This is a genomic window from Dasania sp. GY-MA-18, from assembly GCF_024734385.1.
GTDB classification, from domain to species: Bacteria; Pseudomonadota; Gammaproteobacteria; order Pseudomonadales; family Dasaniaceae; genus Dasania; species Dasania phycosphaerae.
In genome coordinates this window covers 41,431-59,412 of record NZ_JANHAP010000009.1, presented here as the reverse complement: position 1 = coordinate 59,412, position 17,982 = coordinate 41,431, and the positions used below count along the sequence as shown (strand labels likewise).

General features: G+C 47.4%; 13 protein-coding genes. 4 read left to right on the top strand and 9 right to left on the bottom strand.

Annotation, left to right across the window (positions count from 1 at the left end):
• Positions 1 to 10 precede the first annotated feature (10 nt).
• The 4 genes from norR (at position 11) to NO559_RS11620 (ending at position 3,550) form a co-directional block, all read left to right on the top strand.
• Positions 11 to 1,585: a nitric oxide reductase transcriptional regulator NorR gene (gene norR, locus NO559_RS11635; protein ID WP_258332008.1), complete on the top strand. Its 1,575-nt coding sequence runs from the start codon at positions 11 to 13 to the stop codon at positions 1,583 to 1,585.
• A 4-nt stretch (positions 1,586 to 1,589) separates the two neighbouring features.
• The gene (locus NO559_RS11630; RefSeq protein ID WP_258332007.1) at positions 1,590 to 2,153 is read left to right on the top strand and encodes a Crp/Fnr family transcriptional regulator; all 564 of its coding nucleotides are present in this window, start codon (positions 1,590 to 1,592) and stop codon (positions 2,151 to 2,153) included.
• Positions 2,154 to 2,225: 72 nt separating this feature from the next.
• The gene (locus tag NO559_RS11625) at positions 2,226 to 2,681 is read left to right on the top strand and encodes a GNAT family N-acetyltransferase (RefSeq protein ID WP_258332006.1); all 456 of its coding nucleotides are present in this window, start codon (positions 2,226 to 2,228) and stop codon (positions 2,679 to 2,681) included.
• The gene (locus NO559_RS11620; protein ID WP_258332005.1) at positions 2,678 to 3,550 is read left to right on the top strand and encodes a DMT family transporter; all 873 of its coding nucleotides are present in this window, start codon (positions 2,678 to 2,680) and stop codon (positions 3,548 to 3,550) included. The genes NO559_RS11625 and NO559_RS11620 overlap by 4 nt, the downstream gene beginning before the upstream one ends.
• A 599-nt stretch (positions 3,551 to 4,149) precedes the next feature.
• Here NO559_RS11620 and NO559_RS11615 read toward each other — a convergent pair.
• The 9 genes from NO559_RS11615 to NO559_RS11575 all read right to left on the bottom strand — a co-directional run bounded on the left by NO559_RS11615 (position 4,150) and on the right by NO559_RS11575 (position 17,951).
• Positions 4,150 to 4,947 carry a transglutaminase family protein gene (locus NO559_RS11615; RefSeq protein WP_258332004.1) on the bottom strand — a complete coding sequence of 266 codons (798 nt, stop codon included), beginning with the start codon at positions 4,945 to 4,947 and terminating at the stop codon, positions 4,150 to 4,152.
• Between the two features lie 61 nt (positions 4,948 to 5,008).
• Positions 5,009 to 5,968 (bottom strand): alpha-E domain-containing protein, encoded by a 960-nt coding sequence (locus NO559_RS11610; protein WP_258332003.1) that lies wholly within the window; start codon positions 5,966 to 5,968, stop codon positions 5,009 to 5,011.
• Between the two features lie 3 nt (positions 5,969 to 5,971).
• Positions 5,972 to 7,423, bottom strand: a complete 1,452-nt coding sequence (locus NO559_RS11605; RefSeq protein ID WP_258332002.1) for a circularly permuted type 2 ATP-grasp protein — start codon at positions 7,421 to 7,423, stop codon at positions 5,972 to 5,974.
• A 1-nt stretch (position 7,424) separates the two neighbouring features.
• Entirely contained in the window at positions 7,425 to 8,324 is a 900-nt protein-coding gene (locus NO559_RS11600; RefSeq protein ID WP_258332001.1) for a transglutaminase family protein, read from the bottom strand.
• Positions 8,321 to 10,885, bottom strand: a complete 2,565-nt coding sequence (locus NO559_RS11595; protein WP_258332000.1) for a circularly permuted type 2 ATP-grasp protein — start codon at positions 10,883 to 10,885, stop codon at positions 8,321 to 8,323. Before NO559_RS11595 ends, NO559_RS11600 begins: the two co-directional genes overlap by 4 nt.
• A 172-nt stretch (positions 10,886 to 11,057) precedes the next feature.
• Positions 11,058 to 14,432, bottom strand: coding sequence for a DUF2126 domain-containing protein (locus NO559_RS11590; protein WP_258331999.1), 3,375 nt, complete (start codon positions 14,430 to 14,432; stop codon positions 11,058 to 11,060).
• Between the two features lie 227 nt (positions 14,433 to 14,659).
• Positions 14,660 to 15,283: a hypothetical protein gene (locus NO559_RS11585; RefSeq protein WP_258331998.1), complete on the bottom strand. Its 624-nt coding sequence runs from the start codon at positions 15,281 to 15,283 to the stop codon at positions 14,660 to 14,662.
• Between the two features lie 74 nt (positions 15,284 to 15,357).
• Positions 15,358 to 15,915 (bottom strand): hypothetical protein, encoded by a 558-nt coding sequence (locus NO559_RS11580; RefSeq protein WP_258331997.1) that lies wholly within the window; start codon positions 15,913 to 15,915, stop codon positions 15,358 to 15,360.
• Positions 15,916 to 16,346: 431 nt separating this feature from the next.
• Positions 16,347 to 17,951, bottom strand: a complete 1,605-nt coding sequence (locus NO559_RS11575; protein WP_258331996.1) for an ABC-F family ATPase — start codon at positions 17,949 to 17,951, stop codon at positions 16,347 to 16,349.
• Positions 17,952 to 17,982 lie beyond the last annotated feature (31 nt).

Sequence of the window (17,982 nt, the reverse complement as noted above, 5' to 3'; positions counted from 1 at the left end):
AGAGATCAAAATGACAACAAGCCAGTTTACCCAGTCGCTACTCGCCATCGTCACCGACCTATCACTAGCCTTACCCGAAGAGGAACGCCTGCAAAGGCTACTGCGCGCCTTTAAACAAGTCTTCCCCTGTGATGCCAGCGCCCTGCTTAGGCTACAGGGGCAAACCCTAATCCCATTAGCCGTTGATGGACTCAGCGAAGACACCCTAGGCCGACAATTTGATCTAGACCAACACCCCCGCCTAGCCCATATACTGCTTAGCCGTGCGCCCTTGCGATTTGATGCCGACTCGCCGCTGCCCGACCCCTACGATGGTTTAATTGCCAGCGAAGACACTGCCCTACATGTACATGACTGCATGGGGGTATCACTACATGTACACGGCAAGCCTTGGGGGGTGTTAACCTTGGATGCCCTCAAGGTGGGTACCTTTGACCATATCAACACCCAAGAACTAGAGGCTTTTATACGCTTAGCAGAAGCCACTGTGAAAACGGCCGATTTAATACACAGCCTAGAGGCGCAACTTCAACACGAACACCAAGTCGTGCAATCGGTATTAGCCGACCGCAGTGCCCAACCGATGATAGGCAAAAGCCCCGCCATGGCTTCGCTACGCCGTGAAATAACTACCGTAGGCGAATCAGATCTATCTGTATTAATTTGCGGCGAAACCGGCGTGGGTAAGGAGCTGGTCGCGCAGCAAATTCACCAGCACTCCTCTAGAGCCAATGCCGCCTTGGTGTATGTAAACTGTGCAGCGCTGCCCGAAAACCTGATTGAAAGTGAATTATTCGGCCATGAGAAAGGCGCGTTTTCTGGCGCTACGCAATCGCGGGCGGGCAAATTTGAACTAGCTAACGGCGGCACCCTGTTTCTTGATGAAGTAGGTGAAATCCCCATAGCCGCACAAGCAAAATTATTACGCGCTCTGCAAAGCGGAGAGATACAGCGCATAGGCAACGACCAAGCACTATCGGTTGATGTACGCATTATTGCCGCCACCAACCGGCAACTACCACAGGAAGTGTCAGCCGGGCGCTTTCGTGCTGACCTCTACCACCGCCTAAGCGTTTACCCCATACATGTACCCCCCCTGCGTGAACGTAAGCGCGATGTATTATTACTGGCAGGTTTTTTTATAGAGCAGCAGCGCCGACGCTTGGGCTTGCCAGCGGTGCGCCTAGACCCACACAGCCAAACACAACTACTGCACTACCACTGGCCTGGCAATATACGCGAGTTAGAGCACAGCATTAGCCGCGCCATTTTAAAAGCGAAAAATAATGCCTTAGCCACCGCATCTTTGTTACAAATTACCGCCGATGATTTAGGTATAGAGCAACACAGCGATCAACAAAGTACTGCCGCAGCAACGCACATCAGCTACAGTAGCGCAGAAAACATAGCTAGCACTAACACCACAACTCAGCCTATAAATATCAAACTAGCCACTGATGATTTTCAGCGAAAACTTATAACAAAACTATTAAAGCAATACCAAAGTAATCAGGCACAGGTTGCACAAGCCTTAGGTATGGACCGCAGTAATTTTTATCGTTTAAAAAAACGCCTAGAGCTATAGCCGCATGAATAAGGATTATATCGCGCTGCTACAACAGCAAGGCTTTAACGACCAACAAGCACAGCTTTACGGCCAGTACGCCGAAGCAATAGCGCTAGCACCCAAAACCCTGCTGTGCAAACAGCAACAAGCCATAGAGTACGCCTACTATATAGTCAGCGGCCTATGCCAAGCTTATTATCTTACCGATGAAGGCAAAACCTTTAGCAAGGAGTTTTATTGGCAAGGGGATTTTATTGTAGGTTTTGAAAGCTTACTCACCCAGCAACCATCACCTTATATGGTCGCCACCCTTACACACTGTCAACTGTTGCGCGTACCGATAAAACAGGTGCAACAATGGCGTGAACAAGCGCACCCCTTTTATCAAAAGCTAATAGAAAACCAACTGTTATACAAAGAAGGTAAAGAGCGCTACATGCTGCTGCACAGCCCCGAACAACGCTACAAGCTGTTTAGCGAAAACTACCCCGAGCTAGAGCAGCAACTCACAGATTACCAAGTCGCCTCTTATATAGGCATTACCCCCATCAGCTTAAGCCGCATAAAAAAAAGACTAAGATCTTAACAAAGGTTAAGGTCTATACTGCGTTTAAACGCTAAAGTGCGCCACAGAAAAACCACTGTTAACGAGCGTCTTATGAACTGGATATGCCTACCCTTTAAGCAACTCAATACCGAGCAACTCTATGAGCTAATTAAGCTTAGGGTGGATGTATTTATCGTCGAGCAAGACTGCCCCTATAACGAGCTGGATAATAAAGACAGGCACCCCGGCTGCTATCATTTATTAGGCTACAAAGACGGACAGCTCGCCGCCTACAGCCGACTGCTGGCCCCCGGCATCTCTTTTGATCACGTCAGCATAGGCCGTGTAGTCACCCACCCCGATCACCGTGGCGGTGGCTTGGGCCAACAGCTTATTGAGCAAGCCATAGAACAATGCCAACAATTGTGGCCCGCTTGCACTATAGATATAGGCGCGCAGCTACACCTGAGTGAGTTTTATGGCCGCTTTGGCTTTAAGGCTTTTTCCGACAGCTATTTGGAAGATGGTATACCGCATATAGACATGCGCCGCAGCCCTCAGCCGTGAACCGCCTTAGCGTAACCGCCCTAGCCATTGTGGTATTAGTGGCGGGAAATTTTGCCGCCTCGTTATCCGATGTTGCGGTAAAATTATTAGCCGGTGGCGTGTCAGCCTTTCAATACATAGTGATACGGCAACTGTGCTGCCTGCTTTTATTACTGCCTTTTTACTTACGCTATAACAGCAACCAGCGCCAACTACAGCATCCTGCCATCACCCTGCTTAGAGCACACTTAGTATTAATAGGTAGCGGCTGCCTAATGGTAGCCCTCACCCACCTGCCCTTGGCCACGGCCAATGCAGTGTTTTATGCCGCGCCTTTAATTATGTTGCCGCTGTCTATTTGGCTACTCAAAGAAAAAGTACAGCCCGCCCACGCCATCGCCACGGTTATAGGTTTTATAGGCGTACTCATAGTGTTGCGGCCCTCACAATTTCACTGGGCCGCTTTGTTTGCCTTGGGCACCGCCTGTACTTGGGGGCTGTTTAATATACTGGTTAAAAAATTACCGGTGGATCAACCCGTAACTATTACCCTATTTTGGACCAATCTCTTATCACTACCCCTAGCAGGGCTATTGGCGCTGTTATTTTGGCAACCTGTGTCAGCCATAGAACTGGGTTTAATTGCCGTAAGCGCGATATTTACTTTGGCTTATCACGGCAGTGCGGTGTTTTCCTATCAGCGCGCGCCCTCCTCTTACTTAGGCATTATTGAATATTCGGGTTTGATCTTTGTTAGCCTGCTGGGCATGTTGTTTTTTGAGGAATATTTGGATGGGCTTTCGTTATTGGGAATCGCACTTATTGTATTGCCTATCGTTTTGCAGAGTTTGGGCAAGCTCAAGTCGACCGCTGCAGTTAGCAATAAGTAAAATAAGAAACAGCTTAGGGGTAAAATTAATTGGGCTCAATAACTACCCATACACATGGGCTTAGCTTTTAATGACTCGGATCCTATTAGTCCGAAAGGCAAGATTAGGTGGATACCGGATCAAGTCCCACTAGTGTCCGGTTAAAATCGTATTGGCATGTATTTGACACTACAAATAGAGAGTAGAATGCACGCCGCTTAGATTTATGACTCACTTTCAGGCTGTCGTGCCGGCCTTGAGCCGGTACCCATAGGCTTACGAAGTTCGTAGTATGTATTTGACACAGGTTTTTTAAAAAATGACTATTTTGACAGCACATTTTAATCATACGCTGAGGATTGCTCGGGTATTTCAGTTTTCGTGGATGCTGGGTCGGAGCCCAGCATGACCGGAATGGTACTTTATCCGGACACTAGTGGGATCAAGTCCGGTATGACCAAGGTAAGAACGGCGTAGCCTAGCACCGGATCAAGTCCGGTATGACCAAGGTAAGAACGGTGTAGCCTAGCACCGGATCAAGTCCGGCATGACCGGGTAGGTTAGCATATTGATATGCGCCTTAGTCCTGCGCTGTAAAATAAACCAAAAAACCTATTAAATTAGTGATCATTGTTGTTCAACAATTTAACGGTGATTTTTTGGCTATGGGCAAAAGTTTCCGGCCCAAACTGATTATAAATAGCTACATCGGCGGCATCGCGGCCAAAGCCCACCGCTACATAGCCGCCTTTTAGCTGTGCTTGAGTGGGGTCAAAACTGTACCAGCGGCCACCCACATAGGCTTCAAACCAAGCGTGCAAATCCATGGGCTGCAGTTGATGCAAGTAACCCACCACCAAGCGTGCGGGTATGCTAATACTTCTGCACATGGCTATTGCCACATGCGCTAAATCGCGGCACACCCCTTGGCCGTTTTGATTAACCTCGGTGGCACTGATGGGCCAATTCTCCTGGCTGGGGCTGTAACTAATATTATTTCTCACCCAATTAACAATAGCCGCTACTTGGTCATAACCCGCCAATTGCCCTTCTACCGCAGGCATAGTCATTTCATGAAACCTATCGGACTCACAGTAACGGCTGGGCAATAAATACATTAATACTTGTTCAGGCAGATGCTGTATTAAGGTAAACGGCGCTCCTGGGCTTTCATCCAATTTGGCGCTGGTCATAATATCGGCGCTGGTGCGCACGGTTAAATTGCCGGGCTCGGCAATCAAGCGCTGGCACAGATTGCCGTATATATCGGTGTACTCCTCAGCCTGAAAATGCGGTGTTATGGCATATTCCTCTCGCGCCACCCATTGTTGGGCACCGCTGCGCGGCCTTAACATAAACACAAAAGGGGTGGGTTGTTGAATAACAAAATTTAATTCGCAGCTGGTACGTAACCACATCGCTGATGCATCCTTATTCGTTTTTGAATAACTGGCTAAAAACTTATCGTAGAAACCAAGTTCATGAATCAGCCTGCTGCTGATGCTGCATATTGCCTGATAAAAAATATTGCTCGCTAAAAGCATCGCCTATATTAATAAAACTGAGTTGCAGTTGGTCTATATATTCATGCAACGCTTCTTGCTCTAAGTTACCTACATCTGTATCAATTAAATCGCGCTTTACTCTGCCTATAAGCCGCAGAGGGGCTTCATTATTAGGCAGATCCATAGTGCTAAACTCTACTTTGGCGATACAGTGATAAGGCGCACGCGGGAATACCTCTGATTGAAATAAAAACTTTAATACCGCCGAACGATTAATTTTAACCTGCATACTACGCCTATACATTTGATAAGCCGACAAAGATTTTAAAACGCTCATCCATTGAATAAGATCAAAGGGCTGCAGGCTTTGATTTTCATCCGCTAATAAATCAGCAGAGCGCACATCAATAATACGCGTAGTCATATCGGCGCGCTCCAAATTGCGGCCTATTAATAAAAATGAATAACCCTCATCTTGGTTCATGGTGCCGGCGAATAGGCCATTAAGAGTTTGACAGCGTAAAATAATATTATTTAAGTACTCAAAGCGCTGTGATTTAACAAAAACCTTATTACTATTGTCTTTGGCATAGAGATACAGGGCGTTGATTTGCTCCCAGCTTTCTCGCGGAATCACATCGCGTATGGTTCTGGCACTCTCTCTGGCACCTGATAAGGCTTTGGCCAAAGACGAAGGGCTATTATTTTGGTTAACCAAATAAGCCAACACCGTGCGCTCATTAAAATCATCGTGCTGTTCTAAATAGCTTTCTCTGGTGCCGGTAATATTAATTAAAGGCTCCCAGCCTGGGGCAATGCTTTTGGGTAAATCCAGTAATAAATTGGAGTTAACGTTAATCAGCCTGGCCAAATTTTCAGTGCGCTCTAAATATCTAGCCGTCCAATAAATCATTTCAACCACGCGAGAGAGCATAGACTAGGCCTCCTCATCCACTATCCAAGTATCCTTACTGCCGCCACCTTGGGAGGAGTTAACAACCAAGGAGTTTTTCACCAAGGCCACGCGAGTAAGGCCGCCGGTGGTCACCTCTACCCTATCACTGCTTAAAATAAAGGGGCGCATATCCACATGACGAGGCTCCACTTTGTTTTTAACCAAGGTAGGCACGGTAGACAGGCTCAAGGTAGGCTGGGCTATATAATTTCCGGGGTTGGACTTAATCAGTTCCGCAAATTGTTTTTGCTGTTTTTTGGTAGAGGAAGGCCCCACCAACATACCGTAGCCACCGGATTCATTGGCTGGTTTTACCACCAACTTGTCTAAGTTTGCCAGCACATACTTTCTATCTTCCTCATACATGCAGATATAGGTTTTTACATTAGGCAGGCTTATTTCCTCACCTAAATAGTATTGAATAATTTTTGGTACAAAGGCATACACCACCTTATCATCTGCCACCCCTGCACCGGGGGCGTTGGCCAAAGCGACATTGTTTTTACGCCAGGCGCGCATTAGCCCAGGCACCCCTAAGGTAGACTCTTTATTAAATACCTCTGGGTCTAAAAATAAATCATCTATGCGGCGGTAAATCACATCTACCCGTTTAAGGCCGCGCATGGTACGCATATACACGCAGTCATCGTCGTGTACCACCAGGTCCCTGCCCTCAACCAACTCGCAGCCCATTTGCTGGGCTAAATAGGCATGCTCAAAATAGGCCGAGTTATAAATGCCGGGCGTTAACACCACCACCTCGGGGTAATCAGCTGGGCGCGGTGAAATAGAGGCTAGCATATCAAATAGCTTAGAGGGGTAGTCATCTACAGGTAAGATACTGTAATCCTCAAACAGCTCAGGAAATACGCGTTTCATCACTAAGCGGTTCTCTAACATATATGAAACACCAGAGGGTACCCTAAGATTATCCTCTAACACATACATCACCCCATCTTTATCACGCACCAAATCACTGCCGCATATATGCGCCCAAATACCTAAGGGCGGTTTAACCCCTATGCACTGCTCGCGAAAGTTTTTGGAATTTTTAAATACTTCTTTGGGGACTATGCCATCTTTTAAAATGCGCTGTTCACCGTATAAGTCAGCAATAAATAAATTGAGTGCTTGTACCCGCTGTTTTAATCCTGCCTCTATTTTCTGCCATTCTGTTTTAGTCATAATGCGCGGAAATATATCCAGGGGCCAGCTTCTATCTATAGAGCCCTCCTCTTGATTATAAACGGTAAAGCTAACCCCTATTTCTTTAATAGAAAGCTCGGTGGCGATGCGATACGTTTCCAAATCGCTATTAGATAAAGAGGCCAAATACTTTGCCAGCTTTTTACCACAGGGGCGGGCTTTATTGCTGGCTATCATCAGTTCATCATAAAACTTTTCAGCCTGATAATTTTTCCATTCTATGGTCATTTCATGCCCCCTCCTGATGGGCCATAGCCATAGGCGCCACATCTACTTTTACTTCTAGCTTATGCGCACCACCGCCATAAATAACGCCTTTTAAAGGAGTGACATCGGCATAATCACGCCCCACCGCAACGGTCACGTAACGCTCATTGGGTTGTTGGTTGTTAGTAGGGTCTAAGTCCTGCCAACCAAAACCGGGGATATAAACAGTCAACCAAGCATGGGAGGCATCCGAGCCTACTAGCTTAACTTTGCCGGGAGGCGGGTCGGTTTCCAGATAACCACTGACATAAGCAGCGGGTAAATTCATGCTGCGTACACAGGCTATCTCTAAATGGGCAAAGTCCTGACACACGCCCTTTCTATGCTGCATAAGCTCGGCCAGCGGTGTGCTAATGGTGGTAAAACCTGGCTCGTATTTAAAATCTTTATAAATGCGTTTGGTTAAATCTTGTAAGGCCTCAAAAATAGGCCTGCCCTCGGGGAAAGAGAGTGCCGCATAGGTCTGTATCTCATCTTCCAAGGGCACTAGCGGCGAAGCCAATAAATACTCTTTAGCCAGTATGTCCAGGCTATTGCTGGAGCTGTGCATCATGTCGCGCACTTGATTCCAGGGCATTTTCTCAAACTCGGCACTGGGCTTAGCTGGTGGCAGGGTTTGCACCTCGCTGATGACAGTAACGGTGAGTTTTTTATGCTCCCTGTGTATATCAAAACCAATAACCTTGTTACCAAAATAATCTATGCGCTCAAAGGTTTTTTGTGGCATAGGGAATATTTTAGTTTTGGTTTTTTCTACACTTTGGTTACGATTATTTAGCGGCGTCATGCGCACCTCATTATGGCAGCGGCTGACTGACTCACTATAAATATATTTACTGGTGTGACTAACACGATACTTCATGGCGCTATCTCCAGGCGTATAGTGGTTAGCTGCTGCGCACTTTGGGTATGACTAAAGTAGGTATGGTGTAAAGATTTTGCCAGCGCTGTAATGGTTTGTTCTATCTCATCAAGAAATAGTTTTAGCTCGGTACGCTCACTGCCATTGACTGCGATTAAATCACTGGCCCTAGCAACCCTGACACGGGTAGTGGCCAGCAAACATAGCCGCTGCTCTTCATCTAAATGCTGTTTTTTATTGCTGCGTGGTAAACCATTAACAAATTGCTCTATACGAAAAACTTGAAAAGCTAAGGAGCGTGGGTTTGTTGGATCCAATAACAATAACTCCAAGGCTGTTTCTATACTTTGCGATTTTCTATAACGCCGCCTATGGGTAATTAAACTTTCCTGCGTATTTAGCAAGGACTCCAACAGCAAATGCTCTACCACTTTGTCTTGAGTTTCAGTTAAACAAAAGCGCAGTAGTTTAAGCTGCATTAATACCCGTTCTATGCGCCTGCCTATATCCAGTAAATGCCAGCTATTATCATGCGACATGCTCTCACCGGCCAAACCTATAAAGGCCATAATATAAGACACGGCTTCATCTAAACGACTGTGTAAGGAATATAAATTAATGGGTTCTGCTTGTGATTGATTAAACTCTTCGTCTATATCATCTATGGTGCGCCAAGTATCATTAGACCATAAATCACGTACGCTAAAGGCCGAACGCACAAAACTGTTTAATACCTGAGCCAAACCGCCCATGCGTTTGCTATCCAAGATCAGGGATTTAAGCTCATCAAAGGGTTGATTTAACAATGTACTTTTATCACCAAGAAAGCCCGGTACCGTACCTGTCATAGTGGTTAGGGCTTGCAGTAGTATGTGCAGGCAGGCTTTGTCGCTGTCGTCGCCATAGTCATCAGTATCATTAAGGTTGGCAATAACGGTACGCAGTAACCTTGCAGTACTTTCGCTACGTTCTATATAACGCCCCACCCAATATAAGTTTTCGGCGGCGCGGCTGGGTAACACTTCTTCCTCTTCATTATCAAATTGACCCGTATGAACAATTTGTGGCCATACTCTTAATTGCTTATCGGGGGCATCATTGAGTATCCAAGTATCTTTGCTAATGCCGCCCTGCGCATCAGACACTAAAAAACTATCGGCTTTACGTGCTACCCGGGTTAAGCCGCCCGGCATAGCGGCATAGCCAGTTTCGGTTGCCACCAAAAAACTGCGCATAACACTCAGCCTAGGCTTAAGCACATTATCAATGAGGGTGGGCGCCGTAGAAAAATGTAAATGCTCTTGCCCCACATATAAATGGGGATTGCGTTTTATGCGTGAGCGCAGCTCATCTAACTGTGCTTTATCTAATGCTTGGCAAAAAACTCCCGAGTGCCTTTCGCTAATGGATTTAATCACCAGCTTAGGTAAATTATCCAACACATATTGCAACTCTTTCTCCTGCCCGCACCACCAGGTTGCCACAGAGGGGATTTTTAACTCTTCCCCTAATAAGCTTTTGGCGATAGCGGGTAAAAAAGGTAATAAACCTGGGCTTTCTAATACGCCTGAACCCAAGGGATTGGCAATCACCACTTGTTTTTCACGCACGGCTTGTAATAAACCGGGTATGCCTAGTTTGGAGCTTTCACTCAGCTCCAAGGGGTCGCAGTCACTATCGTCTAAACGCCGAAAAATTATATCAACCTGCTTTAAGCCCTCTAAGGATTTAAGCCAGACCTTGCCATCCTTAACCGCCAAGTCGTTGCCTTGCACTAAATGGTAGCCCAGGTAAGAGGCTAGGTAGGCGTGTTCAAAATAGGTTTCGCTATCGGGGCCGGGGGTAAGTACGACTATGCGTGGGTCTTCGCGGTTAGGGGTTAACTTGCTAAGGCTTTCCCGCACCGTGCGAAAAAATAACGACAGCCTATGCACTTGAATTTCCCTAAAGGTATCGGGAAATAAACGCGTCATCACTATACGGTTTTCTAGCGCGTAGCCCGCACCTGAAGGTGTTTGCGTACGATCGGACAGCACCCACATCTGGCCATTAGGGCCGCGCGACAAGTCGCAAGAATAAAAGGTCAGCGCGCTGGCCTCTTGAGGCAGGTTATAACAGGGGCGTAAAAAATGTTTATTGCTATACAGTAACTTGGCGGGGATTAAGCCCTCTTTAACCAGGCGGCGTTCGCCGTAGAGGTCCTGCAAAATAAGATTAAATAATGTCGCCCTTTGCGCCAGTGCCTGCTCGCGCTGATCCCAATCTTTTTGCGGCACTAATAAAGGTACGGTATCTAACTGCCAAGTTTGCGAAAACTCATCGGCATCGTGGTAAACATTGTAGTTAACGCCATTTTCACGTAACAACCGCTGCGCCTCCATATGCCTGCGCTGCAATTCCTTATCGCCTACGGCTTCTAAAGAGCGAATTAATGGCCGCCAATGCTCTAGGGTTTGGCCTGCCTCCTTAGACCACATTTCATCATAGGCCGCGCCCTGCAATGCACCATAGCCACTGCTTAATTGCGAACCTAGAGTTGCTACCTCGGCTTCATCAGTCAATCGTTAATCCTTCTGTGGTGATTATCGTTACAACTGCTACTACTTGAATCAATTTAAACGCTTTATGGCTAATAGTGTTTTCTTGTTTTTTTAGCTGTAGTTCTATACCCGCAGTAAAGTCTAGTTGGCAGTGTTTAAGCCAGCAAACCCACAGGCCGGTTTAAACGGCCACTTATATATTTACCCGCCGCAAATCCAGTGTGTGCGGGTACTCGGGCTCAATAATATCTTCGGGCGGCGCTATAGGCCCCGGCGTTGAGCCTTGGGCTGTAAAATAGCCCGCACTGCTTAGGCCTGAGAACTGGGCTGCCAAGTTGCCGGGGGTGTAGCCTATATCCCAAAAGCGCGCCAAGCGGCGGCCTTCGGCCTCTAAACTATTGACCGGGAAGGTTTCAAAATGACGACCACCGGGGTGGCTAACATGATAAGTGCAACCGCCTACCGCCCTGCCCGACCAGGTATCAATTAAGTCTATAACCAGCGGTGAGTGCACGGGTATCATAGGGTGCAAAGCCGAAGGCGGCTGCCAGGCCCGAAACCGCACCCCAGCCACATACTCACCCTGCACTCCGGTATTCATTAACGGCAGTCGGTAACCGTTACACGACAGGATATAGCGGCTATCGGTTAGGCCACTGACTTTAACTTGCAGGCGCTCTATGGATGAGTCTACAAAGCGCGAAGTGCCACTGCTGCTCACCTCCTCCCCTAATACATGCCAAGGCTCTATGGCGGTGCGCAACTCTATGCTTATGTCTTTAATTTGGCGGCGGCCATACACAGGAAAACGAAACTCTAAAAAGGGGAACAGCCACTCGGCTTTAAAATCAAAACCCGCCTGTTTTAAATCCTCGGTAATATCCTGTATATCGGCCCACACATAATGGGGCAGTAAAAACCTATCGTGCAGTTCAGTGCCCCAGCGCACCAAGGGATGATGGTAAGGCTGCTGCCAAAAACGAGCCACCAAGGTACGCAGCAATAACATTTGCACCAAGCTCATACGCGGGTGCGGTGGCATTTCAAAGGCGCGAAACTCCACCAAGCCCATGCGCCCGGTGGCGCTGTCGGGGGAGTAAAGTTTATCTATACAAAACTCGGAGCGGTGAGTGTTGCCGGTAATATCTACCAACAAATGGCGCAGCAATCTATCCACTAGCCAAGGCTGTGGTACTTCACCCTTGGGGATTTGGCTAAAGGCAGTTTCTAACTCATATAAATACTCATGGCGCCCCTCGTCCACCCGCGGTGCCTGGCTGGTAGGGCCTATAAACAAACCCGAAAACAAATAGGATAAACCGGGGTGATGCTGCCAATAAGTAATTAAACTGCGCAGCACATCGGGCCTGCGCAACATGGGGCTATCGGCTGGGGTAGCGCCACCTAGGGTAACGTGGTTGCCGCCGCCCGTGCCGGAGTGGCGGCCATCTAGCATAAATTTTTCGGTGCCTAGCCGCGCCAGCCTGGCCTCGGCGTATAGCGTGTGGGTAATATCTTTTAAGCCCTGCCAATCGGCTGCGGGGTGTATGTTAACTTCTATTACTCCCGGGTCTGGGGTGACGGCAAATTTACTCAGCCTATTATCAGCGGGCGGCCCATAGCCTTCGATAAGCACTGGCATATTAATAGCTTTGGCGCATTGCTCTATGGCGGCGAGTAAACTTAAGTAATGCTCTAGGTAAGCCAGCGGCGGCATAAAAATAAATAATTTTCCATCCCGTGGCTCTACCGCCAGCGCGGTTAATACATTCTCACTAGTGTTAGATTTTTTTTCAGGCCCAGCCTTAGCGGTTGGTTTTTTAATGGGCTCTTTAAGCTCTTTAGTGTTAGCACTTAACGAGGCTGGCTGGCTAAAGCTGCTAGGCAAAGGCACTACGGTTTCAAATAAATCCCGCGGCTGTAGCGCCTCCTCAGGTTTGGGCGCTTGGCCATAAACACGCTCTAAAGGTAGCCGCAGGCCCATGGCGGAATCACCCGGTATTAAAAACAAATGTTCACGCCGCAACTGCCAGCGGCTGCTGCGCCAGCCTTGTAGGCTTAAATCCCAAGCCAGGGGCAACACATAGCCCACCGCCTTGCCTAAATCAGCATTGAGCACTTGCGCGAGTTTTTGCCGCTCGCGCGAATCTTTTAAATGGGCTTTAGTCGGGTCTAGGCTGGCGGGTTGATTGCCCTCCAGCCATAAAAAATACAGGCCATCTTCATAGGCGGGTTTAATATAACTGGCATCCAATCCCAAGATACTGCTTAAAGCATTAATAAAGGCAGTAGCATGCTCTAGCTTGGCGCCATAGTCTTTTTCTAAGCTGGCCTGCAACGCAGCATCCTGCCAAATGGGCTGTTGATCACGCCGCCAGTAACAGGCCCGCTGCCAACGCGGCAAAGGTTCGCCCGGATACCACTTGCCCTGGCCATAATGGCGAAAGCCACCGGGAGCAAATTGTGTTTGCAGGCGCAGTAGTAAATCTTCCGCAAGCTTACGCTTGTGAGGGCCATCGGCGGTGGTGTTCCACTCATCGGCCTCCATATCGTCTATAGAAACAAAAGTAGGTTCACCGCCCATGGTCAAGCGGGTATCGTATTTTTGCAGCAGGCCATCCACATAGTCACCCAGCTGATCTATGGCCTGCCACTGCTGTTCGCTATAGGGTTTGGTTACCCGTGGGTCTTCATGTATGCGGGTGACGCTATTACTAAAACTGAATTCCACCTCGCACTCATCGGTGCCGCCAGTAACCGGTGCCGCACTTTTATAATGGGCGGTGCAGGCCAGCGGTATATGGCCTTCACCCGCAAAAATGCCCGAGGTGGGGTCCAGCCCTATCCAACCTGCGCCGGGCACATAGGCCTCTACCCAGGCATGCAAATCGGTAAAGTCTTCGGCTGGGCCACTGGGGCCATCCAGCGATGCCACATCTGAAGCTAACTGCACCAAGTAACCGGAAACAAAACGCGCCGCCAAACCTAAATGGCGCAAGGCCTGCACTAATACCCAAGCGGAGTCACGACAAGAGCCGGTTTTTTTAGTGAGGGTTTCGGCGCAGCTTTGCACCCCTGCTTCCAGCCGTATGGTATAGGCTATGTGTTTTTGTAAGGCCGAATTAAGGCTCACTAAAAACGAGACGGTATTGCCCTTATGCTCCCTAAAGGGCTTAAGCCAAGCTAATAGCTCTGGGCTATTGTCTTCACATTCAAAATAAGGGGTTAGTTCTTTTTTAAGTTGCGGCTCATAGGCAAAGGGATATTCCTCGGCATATTCCTCCACAAAAAAGTCAAAGGGGTTAATCGCCAACAGCTGGGCGATTACATCCACCTCAAAGGAAAACTCATCGGTTTTTTCTGGAAAAACCACCCGCGCTAAATAGTTACCAAAAGGGTCTTGCTGCCAGCTAATAAAATGGTTTTTGGGGATAATGTTTAGGGTATAGGCCTGTATCTGAGTACGGCTATGCGCCGCTGGCCGCAAACGAAACACATGGGGCGACAGCGCCACCTTGCGGTCGTACTTGTAGTGGGTTTTGTGGTTTAAGGCAACGGTGATAGACATCAAACGAACCTTTGGTGATGAGCATGGCCTGTGGCGCTAGTGGCTCGGTTTAAACCCTTATTACTGCTGGTTAATGGGGTGATTATAGTGGCTTAACTATAGACCTATATTGGGAATAAAGCTTTTTGGGATGTTGGGGGGGGTAGCGGATGTGATTTAGGATACAATTATCAGAGCTCGATAGCTGCTGATTGTTCATGGTTGTTTTTTTAAGAGCTATGGCCTTACTAACCCTCTTCTCTATCATTGATGTTTTCATTCCAAAAGTCTAAGACTGAAATTGCAGCATCAAGACTTCTTTTAGCCGCACTCCCAGTGACGGCTTGTACAAATGGCGCGATAACTGCCTTAGGCTCCTGAACAAATTCAACAACGGTCATCATTTCTCCGCCCGAACTCTCTCTCTGAACTAACGGCGGATAGACGAATTTAGTAGCGGTATCCGTCAGTTTGTAATGCACTAGATTATTTCTGAGTTTGACTAATTCCTCTACTGAATCTAGCAGTGAGCGAGGCGCATCAATCTGGAAAGCCTGCCAAAAAATGAGGGCTAATTTCTTAACCAGAGATGACGACTTTCCTCTTTTCTTAAATTGGCCCCTCAGAAATGAAAAATCATCGAGATCTTCTTTTCTAAAAAGACCTTCTGCTGTCTCGTTGACGAAAGCCTCAACACACATCGCCGAAAAAATAATCGCTACAATTGAATCCGACTGAAGCGTACCATCAGAGTGAGCTTTCAAAGCAACATCAGCATAACTCTGAGCCTGATCTAAATAGAACATAACTAAAGAATGATGCTCATAACGAACACAGTTATTATTAACGCTACCTTCAAAAATCGTAACCATATAGAATCCCTAATACTTCAAACAGCGACGCTGCGACAGAGCGTTCGCCCCCTAAAAGAAAACACCTTGGTTTGTTAAGCGATTTTCCACTGACTTATATTCCCTATTGATACGCCATAGATAAAAGGAACCAATTCAATACGTGTTTCGCATGCGTTCCCATTTTGGAGCATTCCTTTAATTATTATTGCTGGAGCCTTGAAACTGTCTGTTACCGTATGTCCTTGATCTTGGTGCCATTTTCCCCAAATAGGATTTTCTGTACCTTTGGCTAAATCATAAGTCAGGGATTGAGCGTGGACTATTTTGTTGCACGCTTCTCTTAGTGTTAACAGCCCAACTCCTTTATCGGTAGTCAATGTACCTACACCTTGTGGAAACGCACTCTCAGCTATGCCGAGAAGGCCGTACTCGTCATCACACGCTCTAGCCAAGGCAGCAAGAGTAAGAAGATTTTCAGATATTTCGGTTTCTTCGAATTGACGAAAATCATCTAAAGGATCAGAGTCTCTTAAAACAGGATCGGATTCGCGGTAGAATACTTCAAAGTCATAAGCTGCAAAGAACATGCATAGCAACCGATGCCCTAACTTTATTAGCGGTTCATCATTGATTAGTAAACCCGACCTCATCGATATCCCTTTCGCTTAATAATATATTTATATAATTTCCAGATATAACCATTATGGCTACATTTAGGTTTTTAAGTCTACATCTACAGCCAAAAGTGTGAATATGCACATAAATAATTCAACTGACTGAAGCCCCCATCCTTTCAAGCCGCGATATTGCAGGCAGCAAGGCAGTTGTTTGCAAGACAGTCGCTGGCATGGATGCCAGCGCCTAGCCTAGAGCCTGCCCCACGAGTAACACGAGTGTTTTGGGTACACGGATGTATTCACGGCGTGTCTTGCGGGCAACTGGCTTGCTGCTAGAACTGGATACCGGCTCGGTGGCCGGTATGACGGGTACGGGGTACTGAATCGAGTGCAGTACAACTAGATGAGGATGGTATAGCTGGATACCGGCTTGCAAGCCGGTATGACAGCGAAAGCCACAAACACTAAGCGACTTTTTGACTCTTGTTTTGGCTGGCCAAGTACTCGTCGTAAGTGCCTTGGTAATCGATGACGCTTTGATCTTTAATTTCTATAACACGTGTCGCTAGGGATGAAACAAACTCCCTGTCGTGGCTAACAAAAATTAATGTGCCATCGTAATTTTTAAGGGCGATATTTAGAGCCTCTATGGCCTCTATATCTAAGTGGTTGGTGGGTTCGTCCATGATTAACACGTTGGTGTCCATCATCATTAACTTGCCAAACAATAGGCGGTTCTTTTCACCACCAGAGCAAACTCTGGCTTGCTTATTAGCATCGTCGGCGGTAAATAATAGGCGGCCCAACATGGCGCGTACCATTAAGTCGTCGTGCTTAGGGGTGCGCCATTGCGACATCCAATCAAATAGATTTAAGTCGGAGTCAAAATCAGCACTGCTGTCTTGTGGGCAGTAACCTATAGTGGCGTTTTCTGACCATTTAATCACACCGCTATTGGCTTGCAGCTCGTTCATTAGGCAGCGTAAAAACGTGGTTTTACCCGCGCCGTTTTCGCCTATAACCGCCAGCCTGGCACCGGCTTCTAAAATAATATTACCGTTGCTAAATAGCGTTTCGCCATCGTAGCCGTGGCCTAAGTCCTCTAACACCAGCGCTTGCCTGTGTAGCTTTTTACTTTGCTTAAAACGCAGCGAAGGGGTTTGGCGGCTGGAAGTTTTTACTTCATCTAAAGTGATTTTTTCTAACTTCTTGGCCCGCGAGCTGGCCTGTTTGGCCTTAGAGGCATTAGCCGAAAAGCGATTAACAAAGGCTTGCAGGTCATCCATCTCGGCGCTTTTTTTGGCGTTTTCAGTTAATAGCTGCTCGCGTATTAAAGATGAAGCCTCTAGAAAGTATTCATAGTTACCGGGGTAAATACGCAACTCGCCGTAATCTATATCGGCCATATGCGTGCATACCGAGTTTAAAAAATGCCTATCGTGCGAGATGATAATCATGGTGCACTTGCGCTCGTTAAGCACGCCAGCCAACCAGTTAATGGTGTGTATATCCAAGTTATTGGTGGGTTCGTCCAGCAATAAAATATCGGGGTTGGCAAATAAGGCTTGCGCTAATAACACGCGTACTTTATAGCCGGGGGCCACTTGCGTCATAGAGCCAAAGTGAAACTCCTCGGCTATGCCTGCCTCTAGCAAAATATCGCCAGCGCGGCTTTCGGCGCTGTAACCATCCATTTCGGCAAATTCTACCTCTAGCTCGGCCACCTTCATGCCCTCTTCTTCGGTCATTTCTGGCAGGCTGTAGAGGCGGTCGCGCTCTTGCTTAATAGGCCACAGGGCGGTGTCGCCCATAATTACCGCATCCACCACACTATAGGCCTCAAAGGCGAATTGATCCTGGCTGAGCACACCCATTTTAGCGCCGGGGTTAATAGACACATTACCCGCCGTAGGGGCCAGCGCGCCGCTGAGTATCTTCATAAAGGTGGATTTGCCGCAGCCATTGGCACCAATTAAGCCATAGCGGTTGCCGCTATCAAATTTGGCAGAGATATTTTCAAACAAAGGCTCAGCGCCAAATTGCATGGTGATGTTTGCAGTGGTAATCAAGCGGAAATCCAGAATATAAAGGCTAGAGGCA